Annotated in this window: 24 protein-coding genes; 5 read left to right on the forward strand and 19 right to left on the reverse strand. The window is 73.3% G+C overall.

Translation table 11 applies throughout. The features are described from left to right. Positions 1-3 precede the first annotated feature (3 nt). From ACOQFB_RS11735 to hemA, 3 genes are all read right to left on the reverse strand, one after another. Positions 4-1,386 carry a sigma-54-dependent transcriptional regulator gene (locus ACOQFB_RS11735; protein WP_059438003.1) on the reverse strand — a complete coding sequence of 461 codons (1,383 nt, stop codon included), beginning with the start codon at positions 1,384-1,386 and terminating at the stop codon, positions 4-6. Further along, on the reverse strand, positions 1,383-2,891 hold the full coding sequence (locus tag ACOQFB_RS11740; protein WP_059438004.1) for a sensor histidine kinase: 1,509 nt from the start codon (positions 2,889-2,891) through the stop codon (positions 1,383-1,385). Before ACOQFB_RS11740 ends, ACOQFB_RS11735 begins: the two co-directional genes overlap by 4 nt. A 71-nt stretch (positions 2,892-2,962) precedes the next feature. Continuing rightward, positions 2,963-4,231 (reverse strand): glutamyl-tRNA reductase, encoded by a 1,269-nt coding sequence (gene hemA, locus ACOQFB_RS11745; RefSeq protein WP_059438005.1) that lies wholly within the window; start codon positions 4,229-4,231, stop codon positions 2,963-2,965. Between the two features lie 559 nt (positions 4,232-4,790). On the opposite strand from hemA, the gene ACOQFB_RS11750 reads away from it, so the two are divergent. Continuing rightward, positions 4,791-5,219, forward strand: a complete 429-nt coding sequence (locus ACOQFB_RS11750) for a hypothetical protein (RefSeq protein WP_059438006.1) — start codon at positions 4,791-4,793, stop codon at positions 5,217-5,219. A gap of 56 nt (positions 5,220-5,275) precedes the next feature. Beyond that, complete coding sequence (locus tag ACOQFB_RS11755; RefSeq protein WP_421610762.1) at positions 5,276-5,692, forward strand: hypothetical protein; 417 nt, start codon at positions 5,276-5,278, stop codon at positions 5,690-5,692. Between the two features lie 331 nt (positions 5,693-6,023). On the opposite strand, the gene ACOQFB_RS11760 is transcribed toward ACOQFB_RS11755, so the two are convergent. The 15 genes from ACOQFB_RS11760 to ACOQFB_RS11830 all read right to left on the reverse strand — a co-directional run bounded on the left by ACOQFB_RS11760 (position 6,024) and on the right by ACOQFB_RS11830 (position 21,060). Further along, entirely contained in the window at positions 6,024-6,680 is a 657-nt protein-coding gene (locus ACOQFB_RS11760) for a response regulator (protein ID WP_011421049.1), read from the reverse strand. Further along, positions 6,677-8,692 (reverse strand): ATP-binding protein, encoded by a 2,016-nt coding sequence (locus ACOQFB_RS11765; RefSeq protein ID WP_494492220.1) that lies wholly within the window; start codon positions 8,690-8,692, stop codon positions 6,677-6,679. Before ACOQFB_RS11765 ends, ACOQFB_RS11760 begins: the two co-directional genes overlap by 4 nt. Beyond that, on the reverse strand, positions 8,689-9,249 hold the full coding sequence (locus ACOQFB_RS11770; protein ID WP_237757945.1) for a hypothetical protein: 561 nt from the start codon (positions 9,247-9,249) through the stop codon (positions 8,689-8,691). The genes ACOQFB_RS11765 and ACOQFB_RS11770 overlap by 4 nt, the downstream gene beginning before the upstream one ends. 8 nt (positions 9,250-9,257) lie before the next feature. Next, positions 9,258-10,253, reverse strand: a complete 996-nt coding sequence (locus ACOQFB_RS11775) for a M48 family metalloprotease (RefSeq protein ID WP_494492221.1) — start codon at positions 10,251-10,253, stop codon at positions 9,258-9,260. After that, a complete protein-coding gene (locus tag ACOQFB_RS11780; protein WP_059438011.1) occupies positions 10,231-10,956 on the reverse strand; it encodes a formate dehydrogenase subunit gamma in 726 nt (241 codons plus the stop codon). Before ACOQFB_RS11780 ends, ACOQFB_RS11775 begins: the two co-directional genes overlap by 23 nt. Continuing rightward, positions 10,953-11,978: a cytochrome c3 family protein gene (locus ACOQFB_RS11785; protein WP_237757946.1), complete on the reverse strand. Its 1,026-nt coding sequence runs from the start codon at positions 11,976-11,978 to the stop codon at positions 10,953-10,955. Before ACOQFB_RS11785 ends, ACOQFB_RS11780 begins: the two co-directional genes overlap by 4 nt. Before the next feature lie 560 nt (positions 11,979-12,538). Next, positions 12,539-13,243: a glycine cleavage system protein H gene (locus ACOQFB_RS11790; protein ID WP_059438225.1), complete on the reverse strand. Its 705-nt coding sequence runs from the start codon at positions 13,241-13,243 to the stop codon at positions 12,539-12,541. 105 nt (positions 13,244-13,348) lie between these two features. Further along, positions 13,349-13,687 carry a c(7)-type cytochrome triheme domain-containing protein gene (locus ACOQFB_RS11795; RefSeq protein ID WP_059438226.1) on the reverse strand — a complete coding sequence of 113 codons (339 nt, stop codon included), beginning with the start codon at positions 13,685-13,687 and terminating at the stop codon, positions 13,349-13,351. A 17-nt stretch (positions 13,688-13,704) separates the two neighbouring features. Next, entirely contained in the window at positions 13,705-14,427 is a 723-nt protein-coding gene (locus ACOQFB_RS11800) for a glycine cleavage system protein H (RefSeq protein ID WP_059438227.1), read from the reverse strand. 12 nt (positions 14,428-14,439) lie between these two features. Beyond that, the gene (gene nrfD, locus ACOQFB_RS11805) at positions 14,440-15,651 is read right to left on the reverse strand and encodes an NrfD/PsrC family molybdoenzyme membrane anchor subunit (protein ID WP_059438228.1); all 1,212 of its coding nucleotides are present in this window, start codon (positions 15,649-15,651) and stop codon (positions 14,440-14,442) included. Next, entirely contained in the window at positions 15,644-16,540 is an 897-nt protein-coding gene (locus tag ACOQFB_RS11810) for a 4Fe-4S dicluster domain-containing protein (RefSeq protein WP_059438229.1), read from the reverse strand. Before ACOQFB_RS11810 ends, nrfD begins: the two co-directional genes overlap by 8 nt. Before the next feature lie 96 nt (positions 16,541-16,636). Then, positions 16,637-16,855: a hypothetical protein gene (locus tag ACOQFB_RS11815; protein WP_011421060.1), complete on the reverse strand. Its 219-nt coding sequence runs from the start codon at positions 16,853-16,855 to the stop codon at positions 16,637-16,639. Between the two features lie 445 nt (positions 16,856-17,300). Further along, on the reverse strand, positions 17,301-18,695 hold the full coding sequence (locus tag ACOQFB_RS11820; protein WP_059438230.1) for a sigma-54-dependent transcriptional regulator: 1,395 nt from the start codon (positions 18,693-18,695) through the stop codon (positions 17,301-17,303). Further along, on the reverse strand, positions 18,695-19,237 hold the full coding sequence (locus ACOQFB_RS11825) for an archaemetzincin family Zn-dependent metalloprotease (protein WP_059438231.1): 543 nt from the start codon (positions 19,235-19,237) through the stop codon (positions 18,695-18,697). The genes ACOQFB_RS11820 and ACOQFB_RS11825 overlap by 1 nt, the downstream gene beginning before the upstream one ends. Positions 19,238-19,305: 68 nt before the next feature. Beyond that, a complete protein-coding gene (locus tag ACOQFB_RS11830; protein WP_421610851.1) occupies positions 19,306-21,060 on the reverse strand; it encodes a sensor histidine kinase in 1,755 nt (584 codons plus the stop codon). Between the two features lie 264 nt (positions 21,061-21,324). Between ACOQFB_RS11830 and purU the strand changes: the two genes are divergently transcribed. From purU to hemF, 3 genes are all read left to right on the forward strand, one after another. Next, positions 21,325-22,185, forward strand: a complete 861-nt coding sequence (gene purU, locus ACOQFB_RS11835) for a formyltetrahydrofolate deformylase (protein WP_059438233.1) — start codon at positions 21,325-21,327, stop codon at positions 22,183-22,185. An 80-nt stretch (positions 22,186-22,265) separates the two neighbouring features. Next, positions 22,266-22,595, forward strand: coding sequence for an SPW repeat domain-containing protein (locus tag ACOQFB_RS11840; protein ID WP_059438234.1), 330 nt, complete (start codon positions 22,266-22,268; stop codon positions 22,593-22,595). Between the two features lie 65 nt (positions 22,596-22,660). Further along, positions 22,661-23,569 (forward strand): oxygen-dependent coproporphyrinogen oxidase, encoded by a 909-nt coding sequence (gene hemF, locus ACOQFB_RS11845; protein ID WP_494492222.1) that lies wholly within the window; start codon positions 22,661-22,663, stop codon positions 23,567-23,569. Between the two features lie 30 nt (positions 23,570-23,599). Here hemF and ACOQFB_RS11850 read toward each other — a convergent pair whose 3' ends face one another. Further along, positions 23,600-24,562: a TerC family protein gene (locus ACOQFB_RS11850; RefSeq protein WP_059438235.1), complete on the reverse strand. Its 963-nt coding sequence runs from the start codon at positions 24,560-24,562 to the stop codon at positions 23,600-23,602. Positions 24,563-24,565: the final 3 nt, after the last annotated feature.

Here is a 24,565-nt window from a genome sequence, read left to right on the forward strand (position 1 = left end):
GCCCTACGCCATGCCGTGCTTCTTGAGCCGGTAGCGGAGCGTGTCGCGGGACACGCCCAGCAGCCGCGCCGCCTTGGACTGGTTGCCGCTGGCGCGCTCCATCGCCTCGGCGATGAGCTTGCGCTCCACGTCGTCGAGCACCAGCCCCTCCCCCGTGACCTGCGGCACCAGCTTCTCCGGGCGCTTCGCGCCGGGGGTCGCCTTGCGGAGCTCGGGCGGGAGGTGCTCGGGCCGGATCTCGTCGGCGCCGGCGTGGAGGATGAAGGCGCGCTCGATCACGTTGCGCAGCTCGCGGACGTTGCCCGGCCAGTGGTAGGCCTTGAGCAGCTCCATCGCCGCGGGCGCCACCCCCTTCACCTGCCGCTTCATCTCCTGGTTGAAGCGCGCCACGAAGTGGGCGGTGAGGGTGGGCACGTCGTCGAGGTGCTCGCGCAGCGGCGGCACCACGATCCGCACCACGTTGAGGCGGAAGAACAGGTCGGCGCGGAAGCGCCCCTCCGCCACCCGCTCCTCCAGGTTGACGTTGGTGGCCGCGATGACCCGCACGTCCGCGCGGAGCTCCTGGACCCCGCCCACCCGGCGGAACGTCTTGTTCTCGAGCATCCGGAGGAGCTTGGCCTGGCCGCCCGGCGGCAGGTCGCCGATCTCGTCCAGCATCACCGAGCCGCCCTCGGCGGTCTCGAACAGGCCGCGCTTCTGGGTGTGCGCGTCGGTGAACGCGCCGCGCTCGTGGCCGAACAGCTCCGACTCGAGCAGGTGCTCGGGGAGCGCCGCGCAGTTCACCTGGAGGATGGGCTTGTCCGCGCGGCCGCTGCGGAAGTGGATGGCGCGCGCCACCACCTCCTTGCCGGAGCCGCTCTCGCCCTCGATGAGCACGGTGGTGGTGTCGCTGCCGGCCAGGCGCGAGATCATCGAGCGCACCTGCTCCATGGCCGCCGAGGAGCCCACCACCGCCTCGACCGCGCTCGCGCCGCGCTTGTCGCTGGTGAGCGTGGCGATCTGCCGGCGCGTGCGGGCGTTCGCCAGCGCGCGCTCCACTGCCTCGTCGAGCTGCTGGAACGGGAACGGCTTCACCAGGAAGTCGATGGCGCCGTGCTTCATGGCCTCCACCGCGATGTCCACGGTGGAGTGCGCCGACATCATCAGGACCGCCACCTCCGGGTGGAGCGAGAGCGCGCGCTGCAGCGTCTGGACGCCGTCGATGCCCGGGAGGCGCACGTCGAGCAGCATCACGTCCGGCGGGGTGGCGGCGACCATCTCCAGGGCCTGCTCGCCCGACTCGGCCGAGAGGACCTCGTAGCCGCCGCGCTGCAGCCGCTCCGCCACCGACCAGCGGATGAGCTTCTCGTCGTCCACGACGAGGATGCGGGCCGGGGTGCTGTTCATGCGGCGTGCTCCGGGGCGCGCTGGGGCCGCGCCTGCTGCAGCGTCACGGTGAAGGTGGTGCCGCCCTCGGGCGGGCAGCGGTAGCCGATGTGGCCCCCGTGCTCCGCCACGATGCGCGCGGAGATGGCGAGCCCGAGCCCGTTCCCCTCGCGCTTGGTCGTGAAGAACGGCTTGAAGATCTGGGCGCGGAGGTCGGCCGGGATGCCCGGGCCGGTGTCCTCCACCTCGACGCTCACGGTGCCGTCGCCCACGCGGGAGCGGACGGTGAGGACCCCGCCGCGGCGGGTGGCGATCATCGCCTGGCAGGCGTTCAGGCAGATGTTGAGGAACACCTGCTCGAGCTGGGAGGGGTCGGCCAGCACCGCCGGGAGCCCGGGCGCGAGCTCGGGGACCAGCTCGAGGGTGCCGTCGCGCGACTGCTGGCGGATGAGGAACAGCACCTTCTCCAGCGTGGCGTTCACGTCGGTGGAGCGGAGCTTCGCCTTCGCCGGCCGGGCGAAGCTGAGCAGGCTCTCCATGGTGTGCGTGAGCCGCCGCACCTGGTGCTGCATCTCGCCGACGATCTCGGAGTGGCGCGCGTCGGCGGAGAAGTCCTCGGCCAGCAGCTCCAGCGCGCCGGACAGCCCGGCCAGCGGGTTCTTGATCTCGTGCGCCAGCCCGGTGGCGATCTCGCCCACCGCCGCGAAGCGGTCGGCCCGCACCATGCGCTCGCGGTAGAACGCCTCCAGCTCGGCCTGGCTGCGCCGCAGGGCCGCCAGCGTGGCGTCGAACCCGCGCGCGGCCACGCCCAGCTCGTCCGGGCGCCCCTCGTCGGCCCGCACCGTCAGCTCGCCCGACTCGGCGCGGCGCATCACCGCCACCAGCCGCTGCAGCGGGCTCACCGCCTCGCGGCCCAGCAGCCAGAGCAGGATGGCGAGGAGGCACACGAACGCCGCCGCCGCGGACAGCGAGAGCGTCTTCGCGAGCTGCGCCTGCGCCTCCAGCACCGGCTCGCGGGTGAAGCGCAGGTCGAGCCAGCCGTTCACGTGGCTCTGCGTGCCGTGGCAGCGGGCGCAGGACTCGGCGTTCACGATGGGCTGGAGCACCGCGTACTCGGCGTCGTTGCCGCCCGGCCCCACCACCACGGTGGTGCCCTCCACCCGGTTCACCTCGGACCAGGGCACGCGGCCGAGCAGCGCCGGGCTGGTGGAGATCGAGATGTAGCCGTTCGGCGCGATCAGGCTGGCCGAGAGGAGATCGCTGCGGTGCGCCACCAGCGCCTCGAGCAGCGTGGTCACCTCGCGCGGCTTGCCCGACAGCATCACGTTCGACACGCCGGAGGAGACCATGGTCGCGAACAGCTCGGCCCGGTCCTGGCGACCGCTCTCCATGTCCGCGCCGTAGAAGTGCACGGCGGCCGCCACCATCGCGGAGAGCGTCACCGCGAACAGCAGCGCCGTCGGCACCAGCACGCGCGCGCGCATGCTGGAGTCCAGGCTCCGGTAGCTGCGCTCGAGGAGGTTCATGCGGTCGGCCCGTCGGTCAACGCGCGCAATATCTCAGGAATTCCGGGCCTGGGGAAGGCCCGGGCCCCCGGCTACGCGGCGTCGCCCCGGGCGGCCGGCGCCGCGGACAGGTCGAAGATCTGCACCGCCGCGGCGACCAGCGGGTCGTTGGCCCCGCCGTCGCACACGGCCTGGCGGAGGCGGGTGCTGGGGGCGTGCAGGATCTTCGAGACGATCGACCCCGCCATGGCGTCGAGCCGCTTCGCGAGCTCCGGGTCCTCGCCGAGGCGGCGGAGCGTGCGCTCCACCTCCTCGCGCGCGATGGCGCTGGCGCGGCTGCGCATCTCCTGGATGAGCGGGGCGGCGCGGCGCTCGGCCTCGGCGCGCGCGAACTTCTGCACCTCCTCGTCGGCGATCCGCTCGGCGTGCTGGGCCGCCTGGGCGCGCTCGGCCATGGCGGCCTTCATCACGCGGTCGAGGTCGTCCACGTCGCACAGGTAGACGTCCGGCAGCGCCCCGGTCTCGGCGGGGATGGCGCGCGGGACGGCAAGGTCCACCATGACGATCCGCTTGCGGCGGGCGTGCAGGATGCGCTGCATGACCTCCGGGGCCAGCGCCGCCGGCGCGGCCGGCGCGGCGGACACCACCACGTCGGCGCGCAGGAGCTCCTGCTCCAGCGCGTCCAGCGGCCGGGCCTCGCCGCCCACCTCGGCGGCCAGCGCCTCGGCGTTCGCGAGCGTGCGGTTCAGCACCACCACCGAGGCGCGCTCGTCGCGCATGTGCTGGGCGGTGAGCCGGGCCATCTCGCCCGCGCCGATCACCGCCACGCGGCGGCCGGCGAGCGGGCCGAGCACCTTGCTGGCGAGCGCGGCCGCGGCGTTGCCCCAGGACACGCCGGCGCGGCCCACCGCGGTCTCGGTGCGGACGCGCTTCGCGGCGGCGAGCGCGCGGGAGAGGACGGAGGCGAGCTCCTTGCCGGCGGCGCCCGCCTCGGCGGCGCGGTGGAACGCGTCCTTCACCTGGCCGAGGATCTGCGGCTCGCCCAGGATGGCGGACTCGAGGCTGGAGGCGACGCGGACGAGGTGCCGGAACGCCTCCTCGCCCTGCAGCTCGAACAGCGGGAGCGGGCGGCCGGCGCGCGCCTCCAGCGCGTGGCGCAGCGACAGCTCCGCGGCGGCGGGGCAGCGCGCCGCGGCGAAGATCTCCACCCGGTAGCAGGTCGAGACGATCGCGACCTCGTCCACGCCGTCGAGCGCCTGGAAGGCGGTGAGCGCGTCCAGCAGCTCCTCCGACGGCAGCGCGAGGACCTCGCGGTCTGCGACCGTGGCGCCCTTCTGGTTCAGCCCGACTGCGACGAGCACGAGGCGCTCCTTTCGGGAACGGGCGGCTTGCGAGCAAGCGCCGTGCCCCGCGGGAAGGTGCGGGATTTCGGCAGGGTAGCGGCGTGGATCGCGCAAGCGTTGCGCCGGATCAGGGGCGTGGGTCCCCGCCGGCGAAAGCGCTGCGGGCCCGTCCGGAGCGCGGGGGATCCCTGGAAGCTGCGCGCAAGGTCGCAGGGTTAGCTCCTTCAGCGGCCTTCGCCGCGCGCCCCGGCCGCACCGCCTCCTCCGGTCCGCATCCTCCCGCCGGCGGACGTGCGCCCAGGCCGTGCGCGGCGCGGCCTCCGCCGCCCCGGCCCGCGCGCCCGCGCGCATCGGGAATCCACCCGACGCCGCCTCGGGTGTCCGCCCCCGCGGCGCACGGGTCCCCGCGCCCCGCCGGCCCCGGCGCCCGCGCCCTCCCGTCCCCGGCCTCGCGCCCCCGCCCGCTCCGGCGCCGCGCCGGTCGTCGCCCCGGATTCTTTCCCGCGCGGCTCGGGCATCGTCCCAATTTCTTCGCCGCTCGATTGGCGAGACATTGCCAATCGAAAGGAGCCAATCAATGGCCAACACGTTCAAGGGCGGCAGCGCGGTGCAGAGCGGTTACTACCTCAACCTCTCCCGGTGGTCGATCGAGCCGGTGGCGAAGGACGGCGAGCGCCTCCCGCAGGGCAAGGGCGAGTGGCGGCGCGTCCCGGTGGCGCTGGCGCTGGTCCTCACCCCGGTGCTCGGCGCGACGTTCCTGATGTTCATGCCGGTCATCGGCTTCGTCCTGCTGGCGCAGGCGATCGCGATGCGCGCGGTCCGCACCTTCCGCGGCCCCGCCGAGGAGCTGGCCGCCACCATGAGCCCCGGCTGGCAGCCCGGCGAGGCGCACTTCACTGGCAAGTCCACCGAGAACGGGGGCGTCGAGGAGAAGGGGCCCACGGCCCGCGACGAGAAGCTCGAGGCGCTCGAGAAGGAGATCGAGGCGAAGCGGCGCCAGAGCTGAGCGGCGCGGTCGGGCGCGGTCCCACGGTCGACGGAGCGGCACGGAAGGAGACGGTCATGGCCAAGTACACGGGCGGAGCGAACGTGAAGGGCGGCTACTACTGGAACCCGAGGGCGTGGGCGGTCGAGGTGGTCCCGTCGGAGGGCGGGCGCCTCCCCGGCGACGGCGCGCGGTTCGTGAAGGTGCCGTTCCCCCTGCTCCTGGTGGTCGTGCCGGTGCTCGGGGCGCTGTTCCTGATGTTCATGCCGGTGATCGGCTTCGCGCTCCTGGTCCACGCCGTGGTGAAGAAGGTCACCGGCGGCGTGAAGGAGGGCGCGGCCGACCTCGCCGCCACCGTCCACCCCGGGTGGCGGCCCGGCGAGGCGCACTTCACCGGCAAGCCCGGCGAGGAGGAGAAGGCGCCGGGGGCCGCGCCGACGAAGGAGCTGAAGGCGCTCGAGGACGAGATCGCCCGCAAGCGCGGCGACGAGTAGCGGCGGCGGGGAAGCGGGGACCGGGGCCGGCGGCGATTGCCGCCGGCCTCTTCCTTTGGGAGTGTGGGTCGGGTGGGGCCATTCCCCCACGCGCCCGAAGGGATGGGGCAAGGCACCCAGCACCGCGCGTGCGCGGCGGCGCAACCCCTCGATCTCACGGGCATCGACGCCGCCGCGGGGACCGCCGGCGCGGGCACGGCACGTGCTACCTCCCGGGGCTGGAGAACGGCGGCACTCTGGGAGGGGGGCTGCGGTTCTTCACCTGATGCGGGCAGCTACCGGTGGGGGCCGGCGGCTGCGCCGCATCCCTTCTTTTCGGGGCCCGGGCGCGCTACTCGTCCACCCGGATCACGCCCTTGCGGATCGCGAAGCGGACGAGCTCGGTGCGGTTGTGGACGCCGAGCTTCTCCATCACGTGCTCGCGGTGGCTCATGGCGGTCTTCACGCTGATGCCGAGCACGTCCGCCACCTCCTTGTTGCTCCGGCCCTCCGCGACCAGCTTCAGGACCTGCTTCTCGCGGTCGGTGAGCGACTCGTAGGGATCCGCCTCCCCGGGCGCCGCCGGACCGGCCTCCTCCATGGCGGTGCGGGCGACCTCCGGGTCGAGCACCAGGCCGCCCCGGTGCACCGCGCGGATCGCGTTCGCGAGCTCGGCGCCGGCGGACTTCTTGAGCACGTAGCCCGACACGCCGGCCTTGAGCAGGCGCCGGACGTACTCGCGATCCTCGTACTGCGAGAGGATCAGGATGCGCGCGCGCCGCCCCAGCTTCTTCAGCTGCAGGCTGGTCTCGATGCCGCCCAGCCCGGGCATGGCGATGTCCATCAGCACCACGTCCGGATCGAGCCGCTCCACCTGCTCCAGCGCCTGCATGCCGTCGGCGGCCTCGCCGGCCACCTCGATGTCGGGCTGGAGCTGGAGCAGCGCGCGCACGCCCTCGCGCAGGATGGCGTGGTCGTCCACGATGAGCACCCGGATCTTGTCGCTCACGTTCCCCTCCCCTTCCCGTCCGCGTCCGCGTCGGCGGGGGCGGCGGCGCCCGGCTCGGTCGTCGCGCGCGGCACCGGGATGCGCACCTCGACGCGGGTGCCCTTCCCCGGCGCCGACTCCACCGTGGCCTCGCCGCCCAGGATCTCGGCGCGCTCGCGGATGCCCATGAGGCCCCACGACCGGCGCCCCTCGCGCCGCGCGACCGCCTCCGCGTCGAAGCCCCGGCCGTCGTCCTCGATGTCGATGCGGAACACGTCGTCCTCGAGCGCCACCTCCACCAGCACCGCGGTGGCCTGGGCGTGGCGGGCGATGTTGCTCATCGCCTCCTGGCAGATCCGGAACAGCGCCGTCTCCATCTCGGGCGGCAGCCGCCGGTCCAGCTCCCCGAACTCGCAGCGCACCGAGATGCCGCGCGTGCCGAGCTGGCGCTCCGCGTACCAGCGGATCGCCGACAGCAGCCCGAGGTCGTCGAGCACCGACGGGCGGAGGTCCAGGATGATGCGGTGCACGTCCTCGAGCGTGCGCACCGCCACCGCCTTCACCTCGTCGAGGCGCGGCGCCTTGCCGCCGCGCAGCGCGTCCTGGGCCGCCTCGAGCCCCATGGCCAGCACCGCCAGGCTCTGGCTGGTCTCGTCGTGCAGCTCGCGGGCGATGCGCTTGCGCTCGTCCTCCTGCGCGGAGATGAGCTTTCGGAGGAGCTGCGCCCGGGCCTCCTCGCGCGCGGCGAGCTGGGCGTAGGCCTCGTTGAGCGCGTGGGTGCGCTCCTCCACCCGCTGCTCCAGCTCGGCGTTCACCCGGGCCACGTCGTCGAGCAGGCGCCGGAGCGCGAGGCGCATGCGGTCGAGCGAGCGTCCCAGCCGCCCGACCTCGTCCGTGCCGAGGTCCGGGATGGGCCAGTCCAGCTCGCCCCCGGCGATGCGCTCCGCCTCGCCGGTGAGCACGCCGATGGGCCGGGTCACGCTGCGGGCCGCGCCCCAGGCGAACGCCGCCGCGATGCCCATGTGCGCCGCCAGGCCCGCCGCCACCAGCCACCAGGGCACGTCGCCCTCGGTCGGCAGCGCCTCGGCGGTGCGCTGCCGCACCACCACGCCCCAGGGCGCCGCGGCGAGCGGCGCGAACACCATCAGCTCGGCCGGCGCCGCCGCCTTCACGCTCCACTCGCCGTGGCAGCCGTCGCAGCGCGCCGCCTGCGCCCGCTTGTCCTTCACCAGCTCGCCCAGGTGCGCCCGGCACTCGGTGCGCCGGCCGACGCGGGCCGGCACGGTGCTCGCGATGATGGTGCCGCCGGCGTCGATCAGCTCGGCGAAGCCGCTCTCGCCGCGGCGCAGGTGCTGGAGCACGCGGTCGAAGCCGCGCCGCGAGGGGTCGAACGTGCCGCCGGCGATCCCGATGATCTGGTTCTGCCAGCTCCGCACCGGCACGAGCTCGTGCACCACCCGCCCGCGCGCGCCCTGCTCCACGCCGGACAGGCGCGGCAGCCCGGTGCGCAGTACCTCGTCCACCACCGGCAGGTCGTCGGCGGGCGCCGCCGAGCGCGGGCCGCCCGGCGCCTCCGCGAGCACGTTGCGCTCGGCGTCCAGCAGGTAGACGCCCTCGCGGTGGCGGAACTGGTGGTACGCGTCGGCCACCACGCGCCGCTCGTCCTCGAGGTCGGCGTTGCCCATGGTCTGGGCCACGCCGGAGGCGAGCCGCTGCAGCACCTCGAGGTCCTCGGTCAGGACGCCGTCGAAGTGCGTCGCGGCCATCGCCGCGGCGGACATGCGCCCCTGCACCAGCCGGTCGTCGAGGTTGCGCGCCCAGTGGATCCCCGTGGCGCCCATGATGACGAGCGGGACGGCGATGCCGGTCGCCATCAGGAGGTACACGCGCCGGCGGATGCCGCCCGGCATGGCCGGGTGCGGCGCGGTGCCGGGCGCGGCCGCGCTCGCCGGCGGGGCGGGCTGCGGCGGGGCAGGCGGCGGCGGGGCAGGCGGCGGCGCCGCGGGGGCGCCTGCGTCGTGCGCGGGCCTCACCGGCCGCCCCCGGGGTGCGTGCTGTGGGCCATGTGGTAGAGCTCGTCGAGATCGCCGCGCGTGCGGAGCAGCACCGCCCGGCCGCGCTGCTCCCACGCCAGCTCCTGCCAGGGCTGCCCCGCCACCAGCACGGCGGAGAGCGTGGCCGGGTACGGGCCGACGGTGGTGCGCTGCACGCGCAGGACGTTGCGATCGGCGAGCAGCGGCGCGGCGATCTCGGCGCCCTCGGCGGTGGACTGCAGGATCTGGACGGCCGGCGCGCCGGTGCGGTCGACGACCGTGATGGCCGCGGAGCCGCGGCGCCCGCCCGCGAGCCGGATCTCCGAGGGCGGCCAGGCGAGGCGCTGCGGGAAGTAGCCGGGCAGCATCAGCATGGCGCCGAGCCTGCGCTCGGCCTCCTGCACGCTGGCGGCGTGGCGCACCGCGCTGCCCTCGCCGGCGATCCACCCGGGCAGCGCGCCGAGGGCGGCGATCACCAGCGCGGAGGTCGCGGCCACCCACACCAGCGCCGCGAGCATCCGCGCGAGCTCGAGCCCCGCCTCGCGCGCGCGCGTCACGCTCCCGGTCATACCACGAAGAACAGCAGGGCCGTCAGGGTGAGGGCCGCCAGCGCGACCCGCGCCGCGCCGAACGGCAGCCGCGGCGCGGGCGGCTGGAGCAGGCGCCGGCAGCGCAGCTCGATGTCGCGCGAGCGCACGCGGGCGAGCGGCTCGGAGAGCGCGGCGGCGAGCACCGTCCGGCGCACCGGCACCGGCGGCGGCCCGGCGGTGGCGCGGTGGAGCTTGAGCAGGCCGCTCGCGAGCGCGAGGCGGTCCCCGCACGCCTCGGCGGCGTGGTCGTCCGCGAGCCACTCGGCGTCGCGCGCCAGCGCGCGCGAGACCACCTGGAACGCCGGGTTGAGGCCCATGGCCACGCGCGCCAGCAGCACCACCCAGCTCGCGGCGGGGTCGCGCCGCGCCAGGTGGGCCAGCTCGTGGGCCAGCGCCGCGCGCAGCTCGGCCGCGTCGAGCAGGCGGAGCGCGCCGCGCGAGAGCACCACCGCCGGCCGCCGGATGCCGGTGCAGAACAGGATCGGCGCGCCGCGCTCCACCCAGACCAGCGCCGGCGCGCGGGTGCCGAGGCGGGCGGCCAGCTCGGCCAGCGTCGCGCCGAGGCGCGCGGCCGTCTCCGGGTCCGGCGCCGCCGGCTCGGGCGGGCGCGCGCGGCGCCGGCGCCACAGGAACGGCACCAGGTCCATGAGCAGCAGCGCCAGGCCCATCGCCGCGAGCCCGCCGACGAACCACTGGTACATCCCGGTCCCGAGCAGCCGCACGTCCGCCCAGCGCCGGCCGACGAGCAGCGCGCCGCCCTCGCGGAACGCGTCGCCGGCCCGCACCGGGAACAGCAGCACCAGCGCCGGAAACAGGACCAGCGGATAGCCCAGGGCGGTGAGCCGCAGGGCGATCCGCTGGCCGGGGTCGCGCACTCGCCAGGTCCGCACCAGGGCCTCCACGAACAGCGAGGCGACCAGGGTGTGGAAGATGGCCTGCGCGAGGACGTCAGCCCACGTGGCGCTCGTCATGCGACGAGGCGTGGCCGCCGTGCTCCGCGGGCGGCGCCCGCCCCTCGATGCGCGCCAGCTCGAGCGGGTGCTCGTGCTCGTAGCGCTCCCGGCTGACCTTGCCGGTGAACATCGACGTGTCGAACGGGAACACGTCGGGGCTCAGGTGCGCGTTGAACACGTGCCAGATGGTGATCACCAGGAACGCCATCAGGCCCTCGTTCGAGTGGGCCACCTTGGCGGCGGGGATCACCTCGCCCGGCAGCAGCGACGCGAAGGTCACCGGGAAGAACAGGATGAAGCCGGTGAGCACCATGATGACGTTGCCGAACACCAGGCCCCAGTACTCGAACTTCTCCTTGTACGTGTACCGATCGTACATCGGGTGCTTGTCGGTCACGCCCAGGTAGTACTTGAGCTGGAGGATGGCGTCCTCGAAGTCCTTCTTGGACGGCACCATGGTGAAGCCGATCTTCTTCGAGAGCATGGCGGCGATCGCGTTCGCGAAGTGGATCACCGTGGACGCCGCCAGGACCAGGCCGCACACGCGGTGGACCCAGCGCGCCACGTCGATGCCGCCGAACACGCCGACCACGGTCTGCGCCCAGCCCGCCGTGTAGAACTTCTGCGGCAGGCCGGTGAGGCACAGCAGCACGAACACCAGCATCGTGATGAAGTGCTCGATCCGCTGCTGCAGGTTGAAGCGGACGATGTAAGCGCTCATCGGTTCACCACCACGCGCCAGAGGTGCAGCGCGATCTGGAGCACGAGCCCGCCCACCATGAACGGGATCAGCATCTTGTAGAAGACCTGCACGCCCCACACGAGCGGCGCCTTCTGCGGGGTCGGCTCGTAGTGCGAGAGCCACGCCTTCGGGAAGCTCGCGCTGGCGCCCGCGTGGCACTTGGCGCAGGTCTTCTGCAGGTTGGCCGCCATCACGGCCGACGACGGGTCCTTGGAGGACTGGATGTCGTGGACGCCGTGGCAGTCGGTGCACACCGCGGCGAGGCGCGCGTCCGGCGCGTTCTTCTGCTTGCGCTGGAGCGTGGCGGCCATGCCGTGGAAGTCGGAGAGGTAGGTCGACACCACCTTGCTGGAGAGGCCGTACTTCGACATCAGCTTCTCGTCGGTGTGGCAGCGGCCGCAGATCTCCGGGGTGCGCATGGCGAGCTGGCCGTCGCGCGGGTCGGTGGTGTCGTGGGCGCGGTGGCAGTCGGTGCACACCGGCACGTCGGGGCTGCTCTCCGCCGCGCGGCCGTGCACGCTCTTCGCGTAGACGTCCGCCTCCTCCGCGTGGCAGCCCGAGCACATCTTGGAGATGCGCGTGCGCGGCTGGCCCGGCCGGGAGATGTCGTGGGCGCCGTGACAGTCCACGCAGAGCGCGGCCTTGTCGTTGCCCTTGGCCATCACCGCGTAGTGAACGCCGTCCAGCGTCTTGGTGTAGTTCGCGAAGTGGCAGCCCTTGCACTGCTCGTAGTAGGCGCGGGTCACGTCGCGGCGGGTCTTGAACTTCAGCTCGCCGGTGGCGTGGTCGCTGGTCTTGTCGGTGTGACACTCCGTGCAGCGGAGCGCCTCGCCGTGGACCGACTTCGCGAACGCGTCCTGGTCGACGTACAGCGAGAGCTTCTCGCCGCTCGGGAGGTCGAAGGTCTGGCTCGGGTCGCTGTGACAGCCGAGGCAGTCCTCCTGCTCGGCCGGGATACCCGCCCAGGCTGGGTTCGCGGCGAACGCGAGGAGGAGGGGCAACAGGCGTCGGATCATTTGCACACCCTGGAGGAGTCGGTGCGTCAATCCGTGACAGCCACGGATTGCGCCACTTCCTACCAGGGGGCGGGCGGATTGTCCAACGCCTCCGGCCGGATAAGCACGCGTGAATTCAGCACGAATTGATCTGGATTCATCCGGTCGAGATGCGGCGCAAGAATCGCGGCCTCCGCACACCTCCCCCGCGCCTCGCGCAATCGCCGACGATTCTGCGCGGGGCCGGGGGAGGCTTGACGCCCGTCAACCGGGTCCGCGGCGCCTCCCCCGGATTGCCTGCGCGCAATCGCGCACCTCCCGATGCGCCCCCTGCGCGCCCGCGCGCACATTGCACACATTCTCCCGGATTGCGCCGGGATGGGCGCGGCGACCGCCGGCGCGGCGGCGCCCGGCGCGACCGCCGGAGGCGCCGGCGCGCGCGGCGCGCGGGCGGCGCGACCCGTGCGGCCGCGCGCCGCACCGGGCCTCGGGCCCGCCCGCGCCCGCGCGCGGCCGCGAAAGTCGTGCGGGCGCGGCCGTTCGCCGCACCGCCGCGACCGCGGCCCTCACGGCCGCAGGAACGCCTTCGTCAGCGCGGCCCACCCCTCCTCGCCGACGAGCCACGGGGCCGGGGCGACCAGCGTCCCCCCGTCGGCCGCGGCGAAGCCGAGCTGGTGCTCGACGAACTGGTTCCAGCGCTGCGCCTCGCGCCGCATCCACGACTCCGCGGCGCCGGCGCGCGGCATCGACGCGTAGGCCTCGTCCGCCGGCGTGAACGCGACCAGCCACCCGCGCCCGTAGCCCTCGCGCTTCACCAGCGCGGGGTCGCGCACCACCGAGACGTTCACGCCCACCACCGTGCCGTCCACCGGCGCGGGGATCTCCAGCGCGCGCCCGCCGCCGTGCAGCGTGGCGATGGTCTCGCCGCGGGCCACGCGCGTGCCCGGCCGCGCCAGGTCCACCGCGGTGACCGCCGGCATCAGGCGCTGCGCGATGCCGTCGAGCCCGAGCTCCACGGCGCGCCCGCCCGGGCGGCGGTGCAGCCAGAGGTGACCGGGCGCGTAGAACAGGTCCGGGCGGAACGGCACGCCGTCCACGTCGCGGATCCCGAGCGCGCGCTCGCGCCGCTCGGCGCGCCCGCGGACCACCAGCGCGATGACCAGCGCCGGGACCACGATGACCGCCACCATCGCCAGGAAGAGGCCGAACCGGGCCAGGATGCCGAGGGTGAAGACGCCGATCGACTGGAGGATCTCGAGAACGCTCTGCATGGCTTCCTCCCGACTGCGAGCCCGCGCCCGTCACCGGGCGCCCTCATCCGCGCCTGCGGCCCCCGGCCCGGAGCGAGTGGGCCGGGGACCGCCGACGCGCCCCCCTCACTGCGCGTGGCACATGGTGCAGTCGTCGAACCCGAACGCCTGCTTGCCGTGGCACGCTCCGCACGACTCGCCCTTCTCCATCGCGGCGTGCGTCACCGCCTGCTTCTTCTCCTTGACCGAGCGGCCCAGGATCCCGAACCGGCGCGGGTGGCAGGACACGCAGTCCGGCCTGGCCGAGTCCACGTGGCTGTCGTGCCGGAACGTCACCTGGCCCGGGCTGTCGCCGCCCTGCGGGAGCGGGAGCTCCGGGGGCAGGTTGGGAAGGTCGCCCGCCAGCGCGCTGCCACCCAGCAGCAGCCCGGCCAGCGCACCGCACCACGAGAGCTTGAGCGTCATGGCTGTGGTCTCCGTTCTCAGGTCAGGAAGAAGGTGCGGGCCATCTCGTCCCAGTCGTCGCCGGCCAGCGCGCGGCCGATGCCGTGGATGGGCACGCCGCCGTCCTGCAGCACGCGGCCGAGCTCGGGGCTCATCCGCATGGCGAGGCGCTCGGACGCGTCCTCCAGGAACCGGTTCGCGGCGCTGTCGGCGAAGAGCTGGCGGAGGTTCGCGGCGAGGCGGGGCGCCTTCACCTTGAACAGCCACCCGGCGCCGTACGGGTCCTCGACGCCGTCGGGCCGCTCGCGCGCCGCCGCGTTCACCGCCACCACCGTCCCGTCGATGGGCGAGAGCATCGGGACGCTCTTCTCGCCGTCGCCGATCTCGAGCGCCGGCTCGCCCTGCGCCACCTTGGCGCCGACGCTGGGCAGCTCGACCCGGGCCGGCCCGACGAGCTTGTGGGCGAAGTCGTCCACGCCCACCGCCACCAGGCCGTCGGACTCCAGCCGCGCCCAGGTGTGGCCGGGGTGCAGGTGGACGCCGGCGGGCACCTGGAACCAGCCGGCCACCGCGGGCCGGACCGCCACCGGGCGCGGCGCGGGCGCCGCGGCGGGGACGCGGGCGGGGGCGCGGACCTCGGCCGCCGCCGGCTTGCCGCCCTGGACGTAGCGCCAGAACGGGATGAACATCAGCAGGTAGGCGATCCCGAGTCCGTACTCGAGGAGCTTGGCCGGGTAAACGGAGAGCAGGTCGTAGGCCATGGCTTCCTCCTTTCAGTGCTCCGCGGGGAACGCCGGGTCCCCACGCAGGATGGGCATGCGGTTGACGATCCAGCGGTAGGCCAGCACGCCGATGGTGACGAGGGTGATGGACACCCAGATCTCCATCCAGCTCGGCACGTACCGGTCCACCCGGTTCCAGTTGAAGGCGATGACCGAGATGTTGAGGCGGTTCAGCACCACGCCGAGGACGCCGACCACCGAGGCCGCGCGGATGAGCTTCACCTTGCCGTTGCGCGCGCCGTAGGCGAACACGAGCGAGGGCAGCAGCACGAAGCCGACCACCTCGACCAGCCACCAGGCGCCGTAGCCGGTGGCCAGGTAGCCCCAGGCGTGCCCGTCGACGACGCTCTGCAGCTTCAGGAAGAAGTAGGCGAACATCACCACCGCGGCCGCCTTCCCGAGGCCGATGGTCAGCTTGTCCACGTCCACGTGGTGGTCGACCCGGGTCTGGAAGATCCGGTGCGAGAGCGCGCTCTCGAAGATCACCATGTTGAGGCCGGCGATGATCGCGCTGACGAAGAAGAAGACGAAGATGTAGGGCGTGTACCAGAGCGGGTGGAGCTTGGTGGGCGCGAGCAGGAAGAGCGACCCGAGCGCCGACTGGTGCATGGTCGAGAAGATGACCGAGAGCACCGTGAGCGCGATGAGCGCCTTCTTCAGCACCGCGTGGATGCGCCGCCAGCCGAGCCACTCGAAGAACGGCACGGTGAACTCGAGCAGGAGGACGGTCGTGTAGCACATGACGCACCACGCGACCTCGAACAGCACCGAGGCGGTCCCGAAGTTGAAGAGCGCCATGACGATGTTCCAGGGGCGGCCCAGGTCGGCGAGCAGGCCGATGACCGCCATCACGTAGCCGAGGAAGGCGGTGAGGATCGCGGGGCGCTCGATGCCGTGGTAGTCCTTCAGCCCGAACAGCTGCACCGCCGAGCCGATGGTGAACCCGCCGGCGGCGAGCACGATGCCGGTCATCATGTCGAAGCCGATCCAGAGGCCCCAGGGAGCGGACTGCGACAGGTTGGTGGTGGCGCCCAGGCCCGCCGCGAAGCGGTAGACGAGCAGCGGGACGCCGATGATGAGGATGAACGTCGCGACGGCGTTCGTCGGCGTGAGCAGGGAGCGGAGGTACTCCTTCCAGCTCATGCCCAGCAGGATCTTCTCCCGGACGAACGAGTGCTGGGCGACCGCGGTGGCGTTAGCCATGGTGCTCCTCCTTCCCCTGCTCCGACTCGGCCTGCTCGAGCTTCTCGCGCCGGTTGGAGAATGCGTAGATGCCCATCAGCAGCGGCGGCCAGAGCGTCATCACGAACGGCGGCACCGAGAGCGCGCCGGAGGCGAGGTCCGGGATGGGCCGCTCGGGCACGTCGGTCCGGAACGCGAGCTGCTCCAGGTCGACGTCGGTGATGTACAGCCAGCTCGTCCCGCCGGCCTCCCGCTCGCCGTACACGTGGTGCACGTAGCGGTCGGGGTTCGTGTAGATGCGGGTCTTGGCGACCTCGAGGAGCTCGCTGCGCTTCCCGAAGGTCAGCGCGCCCGAGGGGCACACCTCGGTGCACGCCGGCTTGAGGCCCTTCGCCTGCCGCTCGGCGCAGAAGGTGCACTTGCGCACGCGCGGCGCGTTCGAGCCGTACTCGTACTTCGGCACGTCGAACGGGCAGGCGATCATGCAGTACCGGCAGCCCATGCAGCGGTTCGGGTTGTAGACCACCGGCCCCTCGGGCGACTTGGTCATCGCCTTGACCGGGCACGCCGAGGCGCAGCCCGGCGCCAGGCAGTGCATGCACTGCTTCTTCGCGAAGCGCTCGATGCCGGGCGCCTTCTCGGTGCGGTTCACCACCGTGAAGGCCTGCTCGTGCATGTCGCGCTTCTGGTCGAAGACGTTGGCGTCCTCGGGGGGCGGCGCGAGGTGGTTGGCCTCGGCGCACGCCGCCTCGCACGCGCGGCAGCCGACGCAGAGGGTCGTGTCGACGAGCACGCCTGGCCCGTCCACCGCCGCCCCGTGCGCCGCTGCGGCGGCGGTGGCCGCCGACGCGCCGGCGGCCCCCACCGTCACTGCCGCGATCTTGAAGAACCCTCTGCGTCCGATCTTCATGGTTGTCTCCGGGCGGGTGCGGTCAGCCGTGCGCCGCGACGAGGTTCATGGTCCCGAGCACCGCAACTCCGACCACCATCACGACGAATGCGAACATCATGGCGTCGCTCCTTTCGGCCCTGCGGGTGAGGGATGGGAGTCCGCGTCGGCCGATCGTTCGGCTCGCTCGAGCGCCTCGCGGAAGAGCGGGCAGGTCTTGAACGCCTCGCCTTCGCAGGTGCTCGCCGTGGTGACCCGGTCGATCGGCACGAGCTTCTTCACCGGGTAGGCCCGGCAGAACACCATCGAGACCTCTTTCAAGTACGGGCAGGTCATCTGTCGCCGTCCTCCCGCGGATCCCTATGGCAAGGGGCGCGCCAGCCGGGGCGCGGCGGCGCGCGCGAGCGAAGAGCGGCGTGTTCACGGTGGGTTACGCTCGCGGTGCGGCGTGCGCCCGCGCGCGGCGCGGGTCCCGCGGCTGTCGAGTTCCTCAGCGCCCCTTCACCGGAGCGGGGTGCGACCGCCCGTGATCACGCGGGGTTGCGGCCGCGGCGGCGCCGGTGGAGAGAAGCTCGACGGTGCGGAGGAACTCGACGTGGCAGCCGGTCGCAGGCGGCGCGCGACGGGCGTCCGGGCGCGGCAGGAGCGCGCGACCCATTCACGATCCGTCACGTCACGAGGCGTGAACGCGGCGCCGGGCCGCACGTGCGCCGGGGCGCACGCGGTCCGCCGGGACCCTCGGAGCGCGCGGCGCGCGCGGGGGCGCGGGGCCGGCGCGCGCTCAGCGCGCGCCGCCGTCGCCGTCGCGGGGCGGCTCGTCCTCGCCGTCCCGGCGCAGCCCCCACTTCCGCATCTTGTTGTAGAGGGTGACCCGGTCGATGCCGAGGATGCGCGCCGACTGGCTCACGTTGCCGCCGGTGTGCGCCAGGACCGCAGAGACGTGCCGCCGCTCCACCTCCTCCAGCGAGGCGAGCGTGCCGGGCCGCGGCGCGGCCTCCGGCTTGCCGGGGAGGCCGAGGTCGGGGAGCTGGATCACCGGACCGGTGCAGACCACCGCGCCCCGCTCCAGGATGTTCCGCAGCTCGCGCACGTTGCCGGGCCAGTCGTGCGCCATGAGCGCGCTCATCGCCTCGGAGGAGACGCCGTCGAGCCGCTTCTTCATCTCGACCGAGAGCCGCTCCACGAAGCTCTCCACCAGGAGCGGGATGTCCTCCCGGCGGTCCCGCAGCGGGGGGATGAGGATGGGGATGACGTTGAGCCGGTAGAACAGGTCCTCGCGGAACTTCCCCTCCCCCACCGCGCGCTTCAGGTCGCGGTTGGTGGCGGCGATGATCCGGACGTCCACGTCGATGTTCTCGTTGCCGCCGATCCGGTGGAAGCGCCGCTCCTCCAGCACCCGCAGCAGGTCGAGCTGGAGCTTCGACCCGATGTCGCCCACCTCGTCGAGGAACAGCGTGCCCCCGTGGGCGGCCTCGAACTTGCCCTTGCGGCGGGCGATCGCGCCGGTGAACGCGCCCTTCTCGTGCCCGAACAGCTCGGACTCGAGCAGGCTCTCGGTGAGCGCCGCGCAGGAGACCGCCACGAACGGCCCCTCCGCCCGCGGGCTCTCCTGGTGGATGGCGCGGGCCAGCACCTCCTTGCCGCTGCCGGACTCGCCCAGCACCAGGATGGTGGAGTTGGAGCGGGCCGCCGTGCGCGCCAGCTCGAACACCGCCTGCATGGCCGGGCTCTTGGAGAGCAGGTCGCGGAACCGGTACTCCCGCTTGAGCGCCTGGCGCAGGACCGCGTTCTCCCGCACCAGCGTCTGCTGGGAGACGATCTTCTGCATCATCAGCGACAGCTCCTCGGGATCGAACGGCTTCACGAGGTAGTCGTAGGCGCCCAGCTTCATGGCCGCGACCGCGGTGTCCACGGTGGCGTAGGCGGTCATGATCACGACCGCCAGCTCGGGCTGGAGCTTCTTGGCCTCCTCCAGCACCTGCAGGCCGTCCATCCCGGGCATCTTCAGGTCGACGATGAGGATCGACCAGCGCTCCGCCTTGAGCTTCTCGATCGCGGCGAACCCGTCCACCGCCACGTGGACGGAGTAGCCGTCCTTCTCGAGCCAGCCGCCCAGCGACTCGCGGACGATCTCCTCGTCGTCCACCACCAGGATGCGCGTTCTCTCGTTGGACATCACCTGGGACCTCCGGCCTGCAGCTCCTCGAGCCTGCGTCGACACTCGGAGCAGAGCTCCGGCTTCTTCTCGTCCACGTTGCGGACGCCGGACGAGCGCGCCATCACGCACACCGGCGTCGCGCAGTGCAGCAGGCCGAACGCGTGCCCGACCTCGTGCACCGCCTCCTTGGCGAGCCGCTCCAGCAGCAGCTGCGGCCCGATCAGCTCCACGTCCTCCAGCAGGCGCGCGATGGAGACCACCGCCGCGCCGCCCCCGAGCTGCCCCTCGCCGAACACGTAGGTGAGGATGGGGATGAACAGGTCGCGGTCGGTCACCCCGAGCACCTTCCCCGCGCCCGGCCCGGCCTCCAGCAGCCACTTCAGGATCGCGCCGGAGAGGTGCTGCTTGCGCTTCGGGTCGTAGGCGTGGCGCGGGCGCTCCGGCGAGGTCCACTCGCGCACCGGCCGCCCGAACGCGCGGCCCAGGTGCAGCGCGGCGTGGTCCAGCAGCGCCCGGTCGGGCGCAGCCTCGCCGATCCACCAGATGAAGATCGGGTCCATTCATTCGATGCCCTGGGGGCGCCGCCGCCGCGCCCCCCCGGAACCCGCCGCCGTCCGCCCGCCGCGCATCACTCCGCCGCCTTCCGGGGCGGCAGCCGGATGGCGACCCGCGTCCCCTTCCCGACCTCGCTGTGGATCTCGATCTTGCCGTGGTGGCGCTCGACGATGCCGTACACCACCGAGAGGCCGAGCCCGGTGCCGCGCTCCTTGGTGGTGAAGAAGGGGTCGAAGATCTTGGACAGGTGGTCGGGCGCGATGCCCGGGCCGGTGTCGGTGAACGCGACCTCGACCCAGCGGCCGCCCTCCACCAGCGCCGACTCCACCGTGAGCCTTCCGCCCCGCGCCATGGCCTCGCAGGCGTTCATGATCACGTTCACGCACGCCTGGCGGAGCTGCCCGAAGTCGCCCTCCACCGGCGGCAGCGGCGCGAGCCGCTTCTCGAGCGTCACGTTCTGGATGTTGATCTGGTTGGAGAGGAGCTGGATGCCCTCCTCGACCACCGCGTCCAGGTCCACGTCCTTGAGCGTGAGCGGCCGCTCGCGCGCGAAGTCGAGCAGGTTGCGCACGATGGCGCTGCAGCGCTCGGTCTCGCGCTGGACCAGGAGCAGGTGCTTCACCAGCGTCTTGCGCGTGGCGTCGTCGGGCACCCCCTGGTCCAGCGTGCGGACGATGAGCTTCGCGAAGGTGAGGATCCCGGCCAGCGGGTTGTTGATCTCGTGCGCGATCGACGCGGACAGCTTGCCCAGCGAGGAGAGCTTCTCCGAGCGGACCAGCTGGTCCTGCGCGGCGCGGAGCGCGGCGGTCCGCTCCAGCACCTGCTGCTCGAGGCTCGACATGAGCGCGTCGAGGTCGCGGCGCGCCGAGCGCAGCGAGCGCGTCATGTCGTTGAAGGAGGCGGCCAGCAGCCCCAGCTCGCCGCTCCAGGTGACCGGGACCTCGAGCTCCAGCTGCTCGCGCGCGACGCGGCGGGTGGCCTGCACCAGCGCCGCGATGGGCCGCATCAGGTGGTGGCGGGTGAACAGCCAGGCGAACAGGCCGAGCAGGCCCGAGGCGAGCGCGGCGGCGGCCAGGGTGCGCCACCGGAACGTGTGGGTCTGCGCGTCGAGGCGCGCGAGCGAGACGTCCAGGTCGATGACGCCCAGCACCTCCTGCGAGCCCGGGTGCGCGTGGCAGGCGCCGGTCGAGCAGGACGCCTCGTTGTAGACCGGGGTCATGATCCCCAGCACGCGGTGGTCGCCGGAGCGGAACACGCGGCTCCGCTCCTCCAGCTCCAGCTTGCGCAGCGGCTGGCCGGCCGCGTGGCAGCCGGAGCAGGCCTCCGCGTCGCGGTCCACCATCCGGCCCACCTCCTCCGGCACGGTGGAGAAGGTGACGCGCCCGTTCGCGTCCATCATGCGGACGCGCTCGATCCCGGCCTGCCGCGCCACGTCCTGCATGATGAGGTAGGCGTCGCCGCGGCGGTCCTGCAGCATGGCGCGGTGGAGCGCGTTGCGGACCGTCTGGCTGAGGAGATCCGACTCCTGCACCACCTGGCCGAGCAGGTGCCGCTGCACCGCGATCTCCGCCAGGAAGAACAGGCCCACCGTGGCGAGCGCCACCGCCCCGATCATCGCGAACAGCTTGGTGGAGAGCCGCTGCTGCCAGGGGATCTCCAGGCCGAGCGCGCCGAGCGACGCGGGCGCGATGGCGCGGGCGAGGCGCTGCAGCGCCCGGTCCTCCTCCGGCGTGCGGCCGTTGTCCTGGGTGCGCGCCGCGGGCTCCGCCGGCGGGGGCGGCTCGGGGGCCGGGGAGGTCCCGGGCGAGGTTCCTGGCGATGCGCTCACGGCGTGCTCGGCCGCCCACCCGTACCGCCGCGGCGAGGGTGGGCGCCTTGCGGTCCGTCAACGATTGTTCAATTTCTCGTCGCCCCGATGCAATCCTGGCCGGGCGGAAATTGCGCGCGAATTGACGCACCCTGCGCGGTCCTGCCGCGCCCCGCCCCCCGGCGCCCTCGCCGCCGGCCCGGCCGCCCGTCCCCCGGCGCGGGTGCGCCGCCGCGCGCAGGGGATTTGATCCCGGGCACGCCTCCGTCTACCCTCTCGGGTCCCGTGACCCAGCCCCGCGCCATCCTCCTCGTCCAGTGCCCCGACCGCCCCGGCATCGTGGCGGCGATCTCCAGCTTCCTCTACCGCCACGGCGCCAACATCCTCGACTTCGACCAGCACACGTCGGTGGACAACGGCGGCGCCTACTTCACCCGCCTCGAGTTCCAGACCGACCGGCTGGACCTGCCGGTGGAGGACCTGCAGCACGCGTTCGCGCTCGACGTCGCCCGGCCGTTCGCCATGGACTGGCGGCTCACGCTCTCCTCGCAGCGCAAGAAGGTCGCGATCCTGGTCTCGAAGCACGACCACGCGCTCCTGGAGCTGCTCTGGAACTGGGACCGCGGCGACCTGCACGCGGACGTCTCCACCGTGATCTCCAACCACCCCGACCTGCGCGAGGCGGTGGAGTCGTTCGGCGTCCCGTTCGTCCACGTGCCCAACACCCGCGACACCCGCGCGCAGGCCGAGGCCCGCATGCTGGAGCTGCTCGAGGGCAAGGCCGACCTGGTGGTGCTCGCGCGCTACATGCAGATCGTCTCGCCGGAGCTGGTGGCGCGCTGGCCGAGCCGCATCATCAACATCCACCACTCCTTCCTCCCGGCGTTCGTGGGCGCCGACCCGTACCGGCAGGCCTACGACCGCGGGGTGAAGATCGTGGGCGCCACCGCGCACTACGTCACCGCGGAGCTCGACGCCGGGCCCATCATCGACCAGGACGTGGGCCGGGTCTCGCACCGCGACGCGGTCGAGGACCTGAAGCGGCTGGGGCGCGATCTCGAGCGCCGGGTGCTGGCGCGCGCGGTGCGCTGGCACTGCGAGGACCGCGTCATCGTGAACGGGAACAAGACCGTCGTGTTCAGCTGACGGCGGCGGGGCGCCCGCCCGGCCGCCGCCGCGCGTGCCAGGGACCGCGAGCGGCCGCACCTTCCCGAGGGAGGTGCGCCATGGCGGCCCGGACGCTCACGCTCATGCTCGGCCTGTGGCTGTTCTTCTCGGCGTTCCTGTGGAAGCGGGCGCCCGCCTCCTTCGCGAACGCCTGCGCGGTGGGGCTGCTCGCGTGCGCCGCCGCGCTGTGGGCCATGTGGCGGCCCCGCGTGCGCCTGGCCGGCGTCGCCCTCTCCGCCTGGCTGCTCGCGGCGGCGCTGCTCGTCCCGCAGCCCTCGCCGTCGGCGCGGTGGAACGACGTGGCTGTGGCGCTCGCCATGTTCCTCACCGCGCTCGTGCCCGGCACCATGTACTCCTCGCGCCGCGCGACCGCGGCCGGCGGCGCCTGAGGCGGCGCGGCCGCGGCCCCGCGCGGGAGGTGCGGCGCCGGCGCGCCCGCGGCAAGGGTTCCGCCGTGCCCACGCCCGCGTCCCCCGAGCAGCTCGCCCGCCTGCGCGCGGGCATGGCCCAGACCGTCCGCGCGCTGCAGGAGGAGATCTCCGCGGCGCTGGAGCGCGCCGACGGCGCCGCCCGCTTCGCCGCGGACCGCTGGGAGCGCCCCGGCGGCGGCGGCGGCGAGAGCCGCGTGCTCCAGGACGGCGCGCTGCTCGAGAAGGCCGGCGTGAACGTGTCGGAGGTGCACGGCGAGCTGCCCGACGCGCTCGCGCGCAAGGTGCAGGGCGAGGGCGGCGCGTTCACCGCGGTCGGGCTGTCGGTGGTGGTCCACCCCGCCAGCCCGATGCTCCCGACCGCGCACATGAACGTGCGGCTGCTGAGCCGCGGCGGCAGCGCCTGGTTCGGCGGCGGCGCCGACCTCACCCCGTACTACCTGTTCGAGGAGGACTGCCGGCACTTCCACGCCGCGCTGCGCGACGCCTGCGAGCGCCACGCGCCCGGCAGCTACGCGCGCCACAAGCGCGCCGCCGACGCGTACTTCTACCTGCGCCACCGCGGCGAGCACCGCGGCGTGGGCGGGATCTTCTACGAGGACGCCGGCGACGACCTGGAGCGCGAGCTCGCGTTCGCGGGCGAGATGGGGCGGGCGTTCCTGCGGGCGTACCTGCCCATCCTGGAGCGCCGCCGCGCCGCGCCGTTCGGCGAGGAGGAGCGGCGCTGGCAGGAGATCCGGCGCGGGCGCTACGTGGAGTTCAACCTGGTCTGGGACCGCGGCACGGTGTTCGGGCTGGAGACCTCCGGCCGCACCGAGTCGATCCTGATGTCGCTGCCGCCGCGGGTGCGCTGGGTGTACGACCACCGCCCCGCGCCGGGCAGCCGCGAGGCGGCGCTCCTCGACGTGCTGCGCGCGCCGCGCGACTGGGCGTGAGCGGCGCGGGCGGGCGCGTCACCTCACCCGCTACGCCCCCGGCGACCCGGCCTCCTCGCGGCGCGTGCGCCAGAGCGAGTAGCCCATGGCGCCGCCGAGCAGCGCCACCACCACGCCGAGCGACACGAACGCGTTCACGTGCACCCAGCTCGAGACGACCATCTTCAGGCCGATGAACACGAGCACCAGGGCGAGGCCGGCCTTCAGGTACTCGAACCGCCGCAGGAGCTGCGCCACCGCGAAGTAGAGCGAGCGCAGGCCCATGATGGCGAAGATGTTCGAGGTGAAGACGATGAACGGGTCGAGCGTGATGCCGAAGATCGCCGGCACCGAGTCGAGCGCGAACACGACGTCGGACACCTCGATCATGCACAGCGCCAGGAACAGCGGCGTCGCCACCCGGCGGCCGTTCTCCACCAGGAAGAAGTGGTGCCCCTCCATGCGGCTGGTGGACGGGACCAGCCGGCGCAGCACCCGGAACGCGACGCTCTTCTCCGGGTGGTGCTCCTGCTCCTCGTGGAAGAAGATGCGGATCCCGGTCACCACCAGGAACGCGCCGAACACGTAGATGAGCCAGTGGAAGCGCGAGAGCAGCGCGGTGCCGCCCACGATCATCACCAGGCGCAGGAAGAACGCGGTGGTGATGCCCCAGAACAGCACGCGGTGCTGCAGCTTCGGCGGGATCGCGAAGGTCGCGAACACGAGCACGAAGACGAACAGGTTGTCCACCGAGAGCGACTGCTCGATGAGGTAGCCGGTGACGAACTCGATCGCCTTGCTCGCCCCGAAGCGCCACCACACGAACCCGGCGAACACCGCCGCCAGCGACGCCCACACCGCGGTCCAGCCCAGCGCCTCGCGCGCGCGGATCACCTCGTCCCGCCGGTGGAAGACGCCCAGGTCGAGCGCGAGCAGGACGAGCACGAGGACCAGGAAGCCGAGCCAGAGCCAGGGGTTCCCGACGGTCTCGAGCGCGAGGGCAGGGGGGTGCATGAG

The sequence above is a fragment of the Anaeromyxobacter sp. Red801 genome, assembly GCF_049201065.2.
Classification (GTDB): domain Bacteria; phylum Myxococcota; class Myxococcia; order Myxococcales; family Anaeromyxobacteraceae; genus Anaeromyxobacter.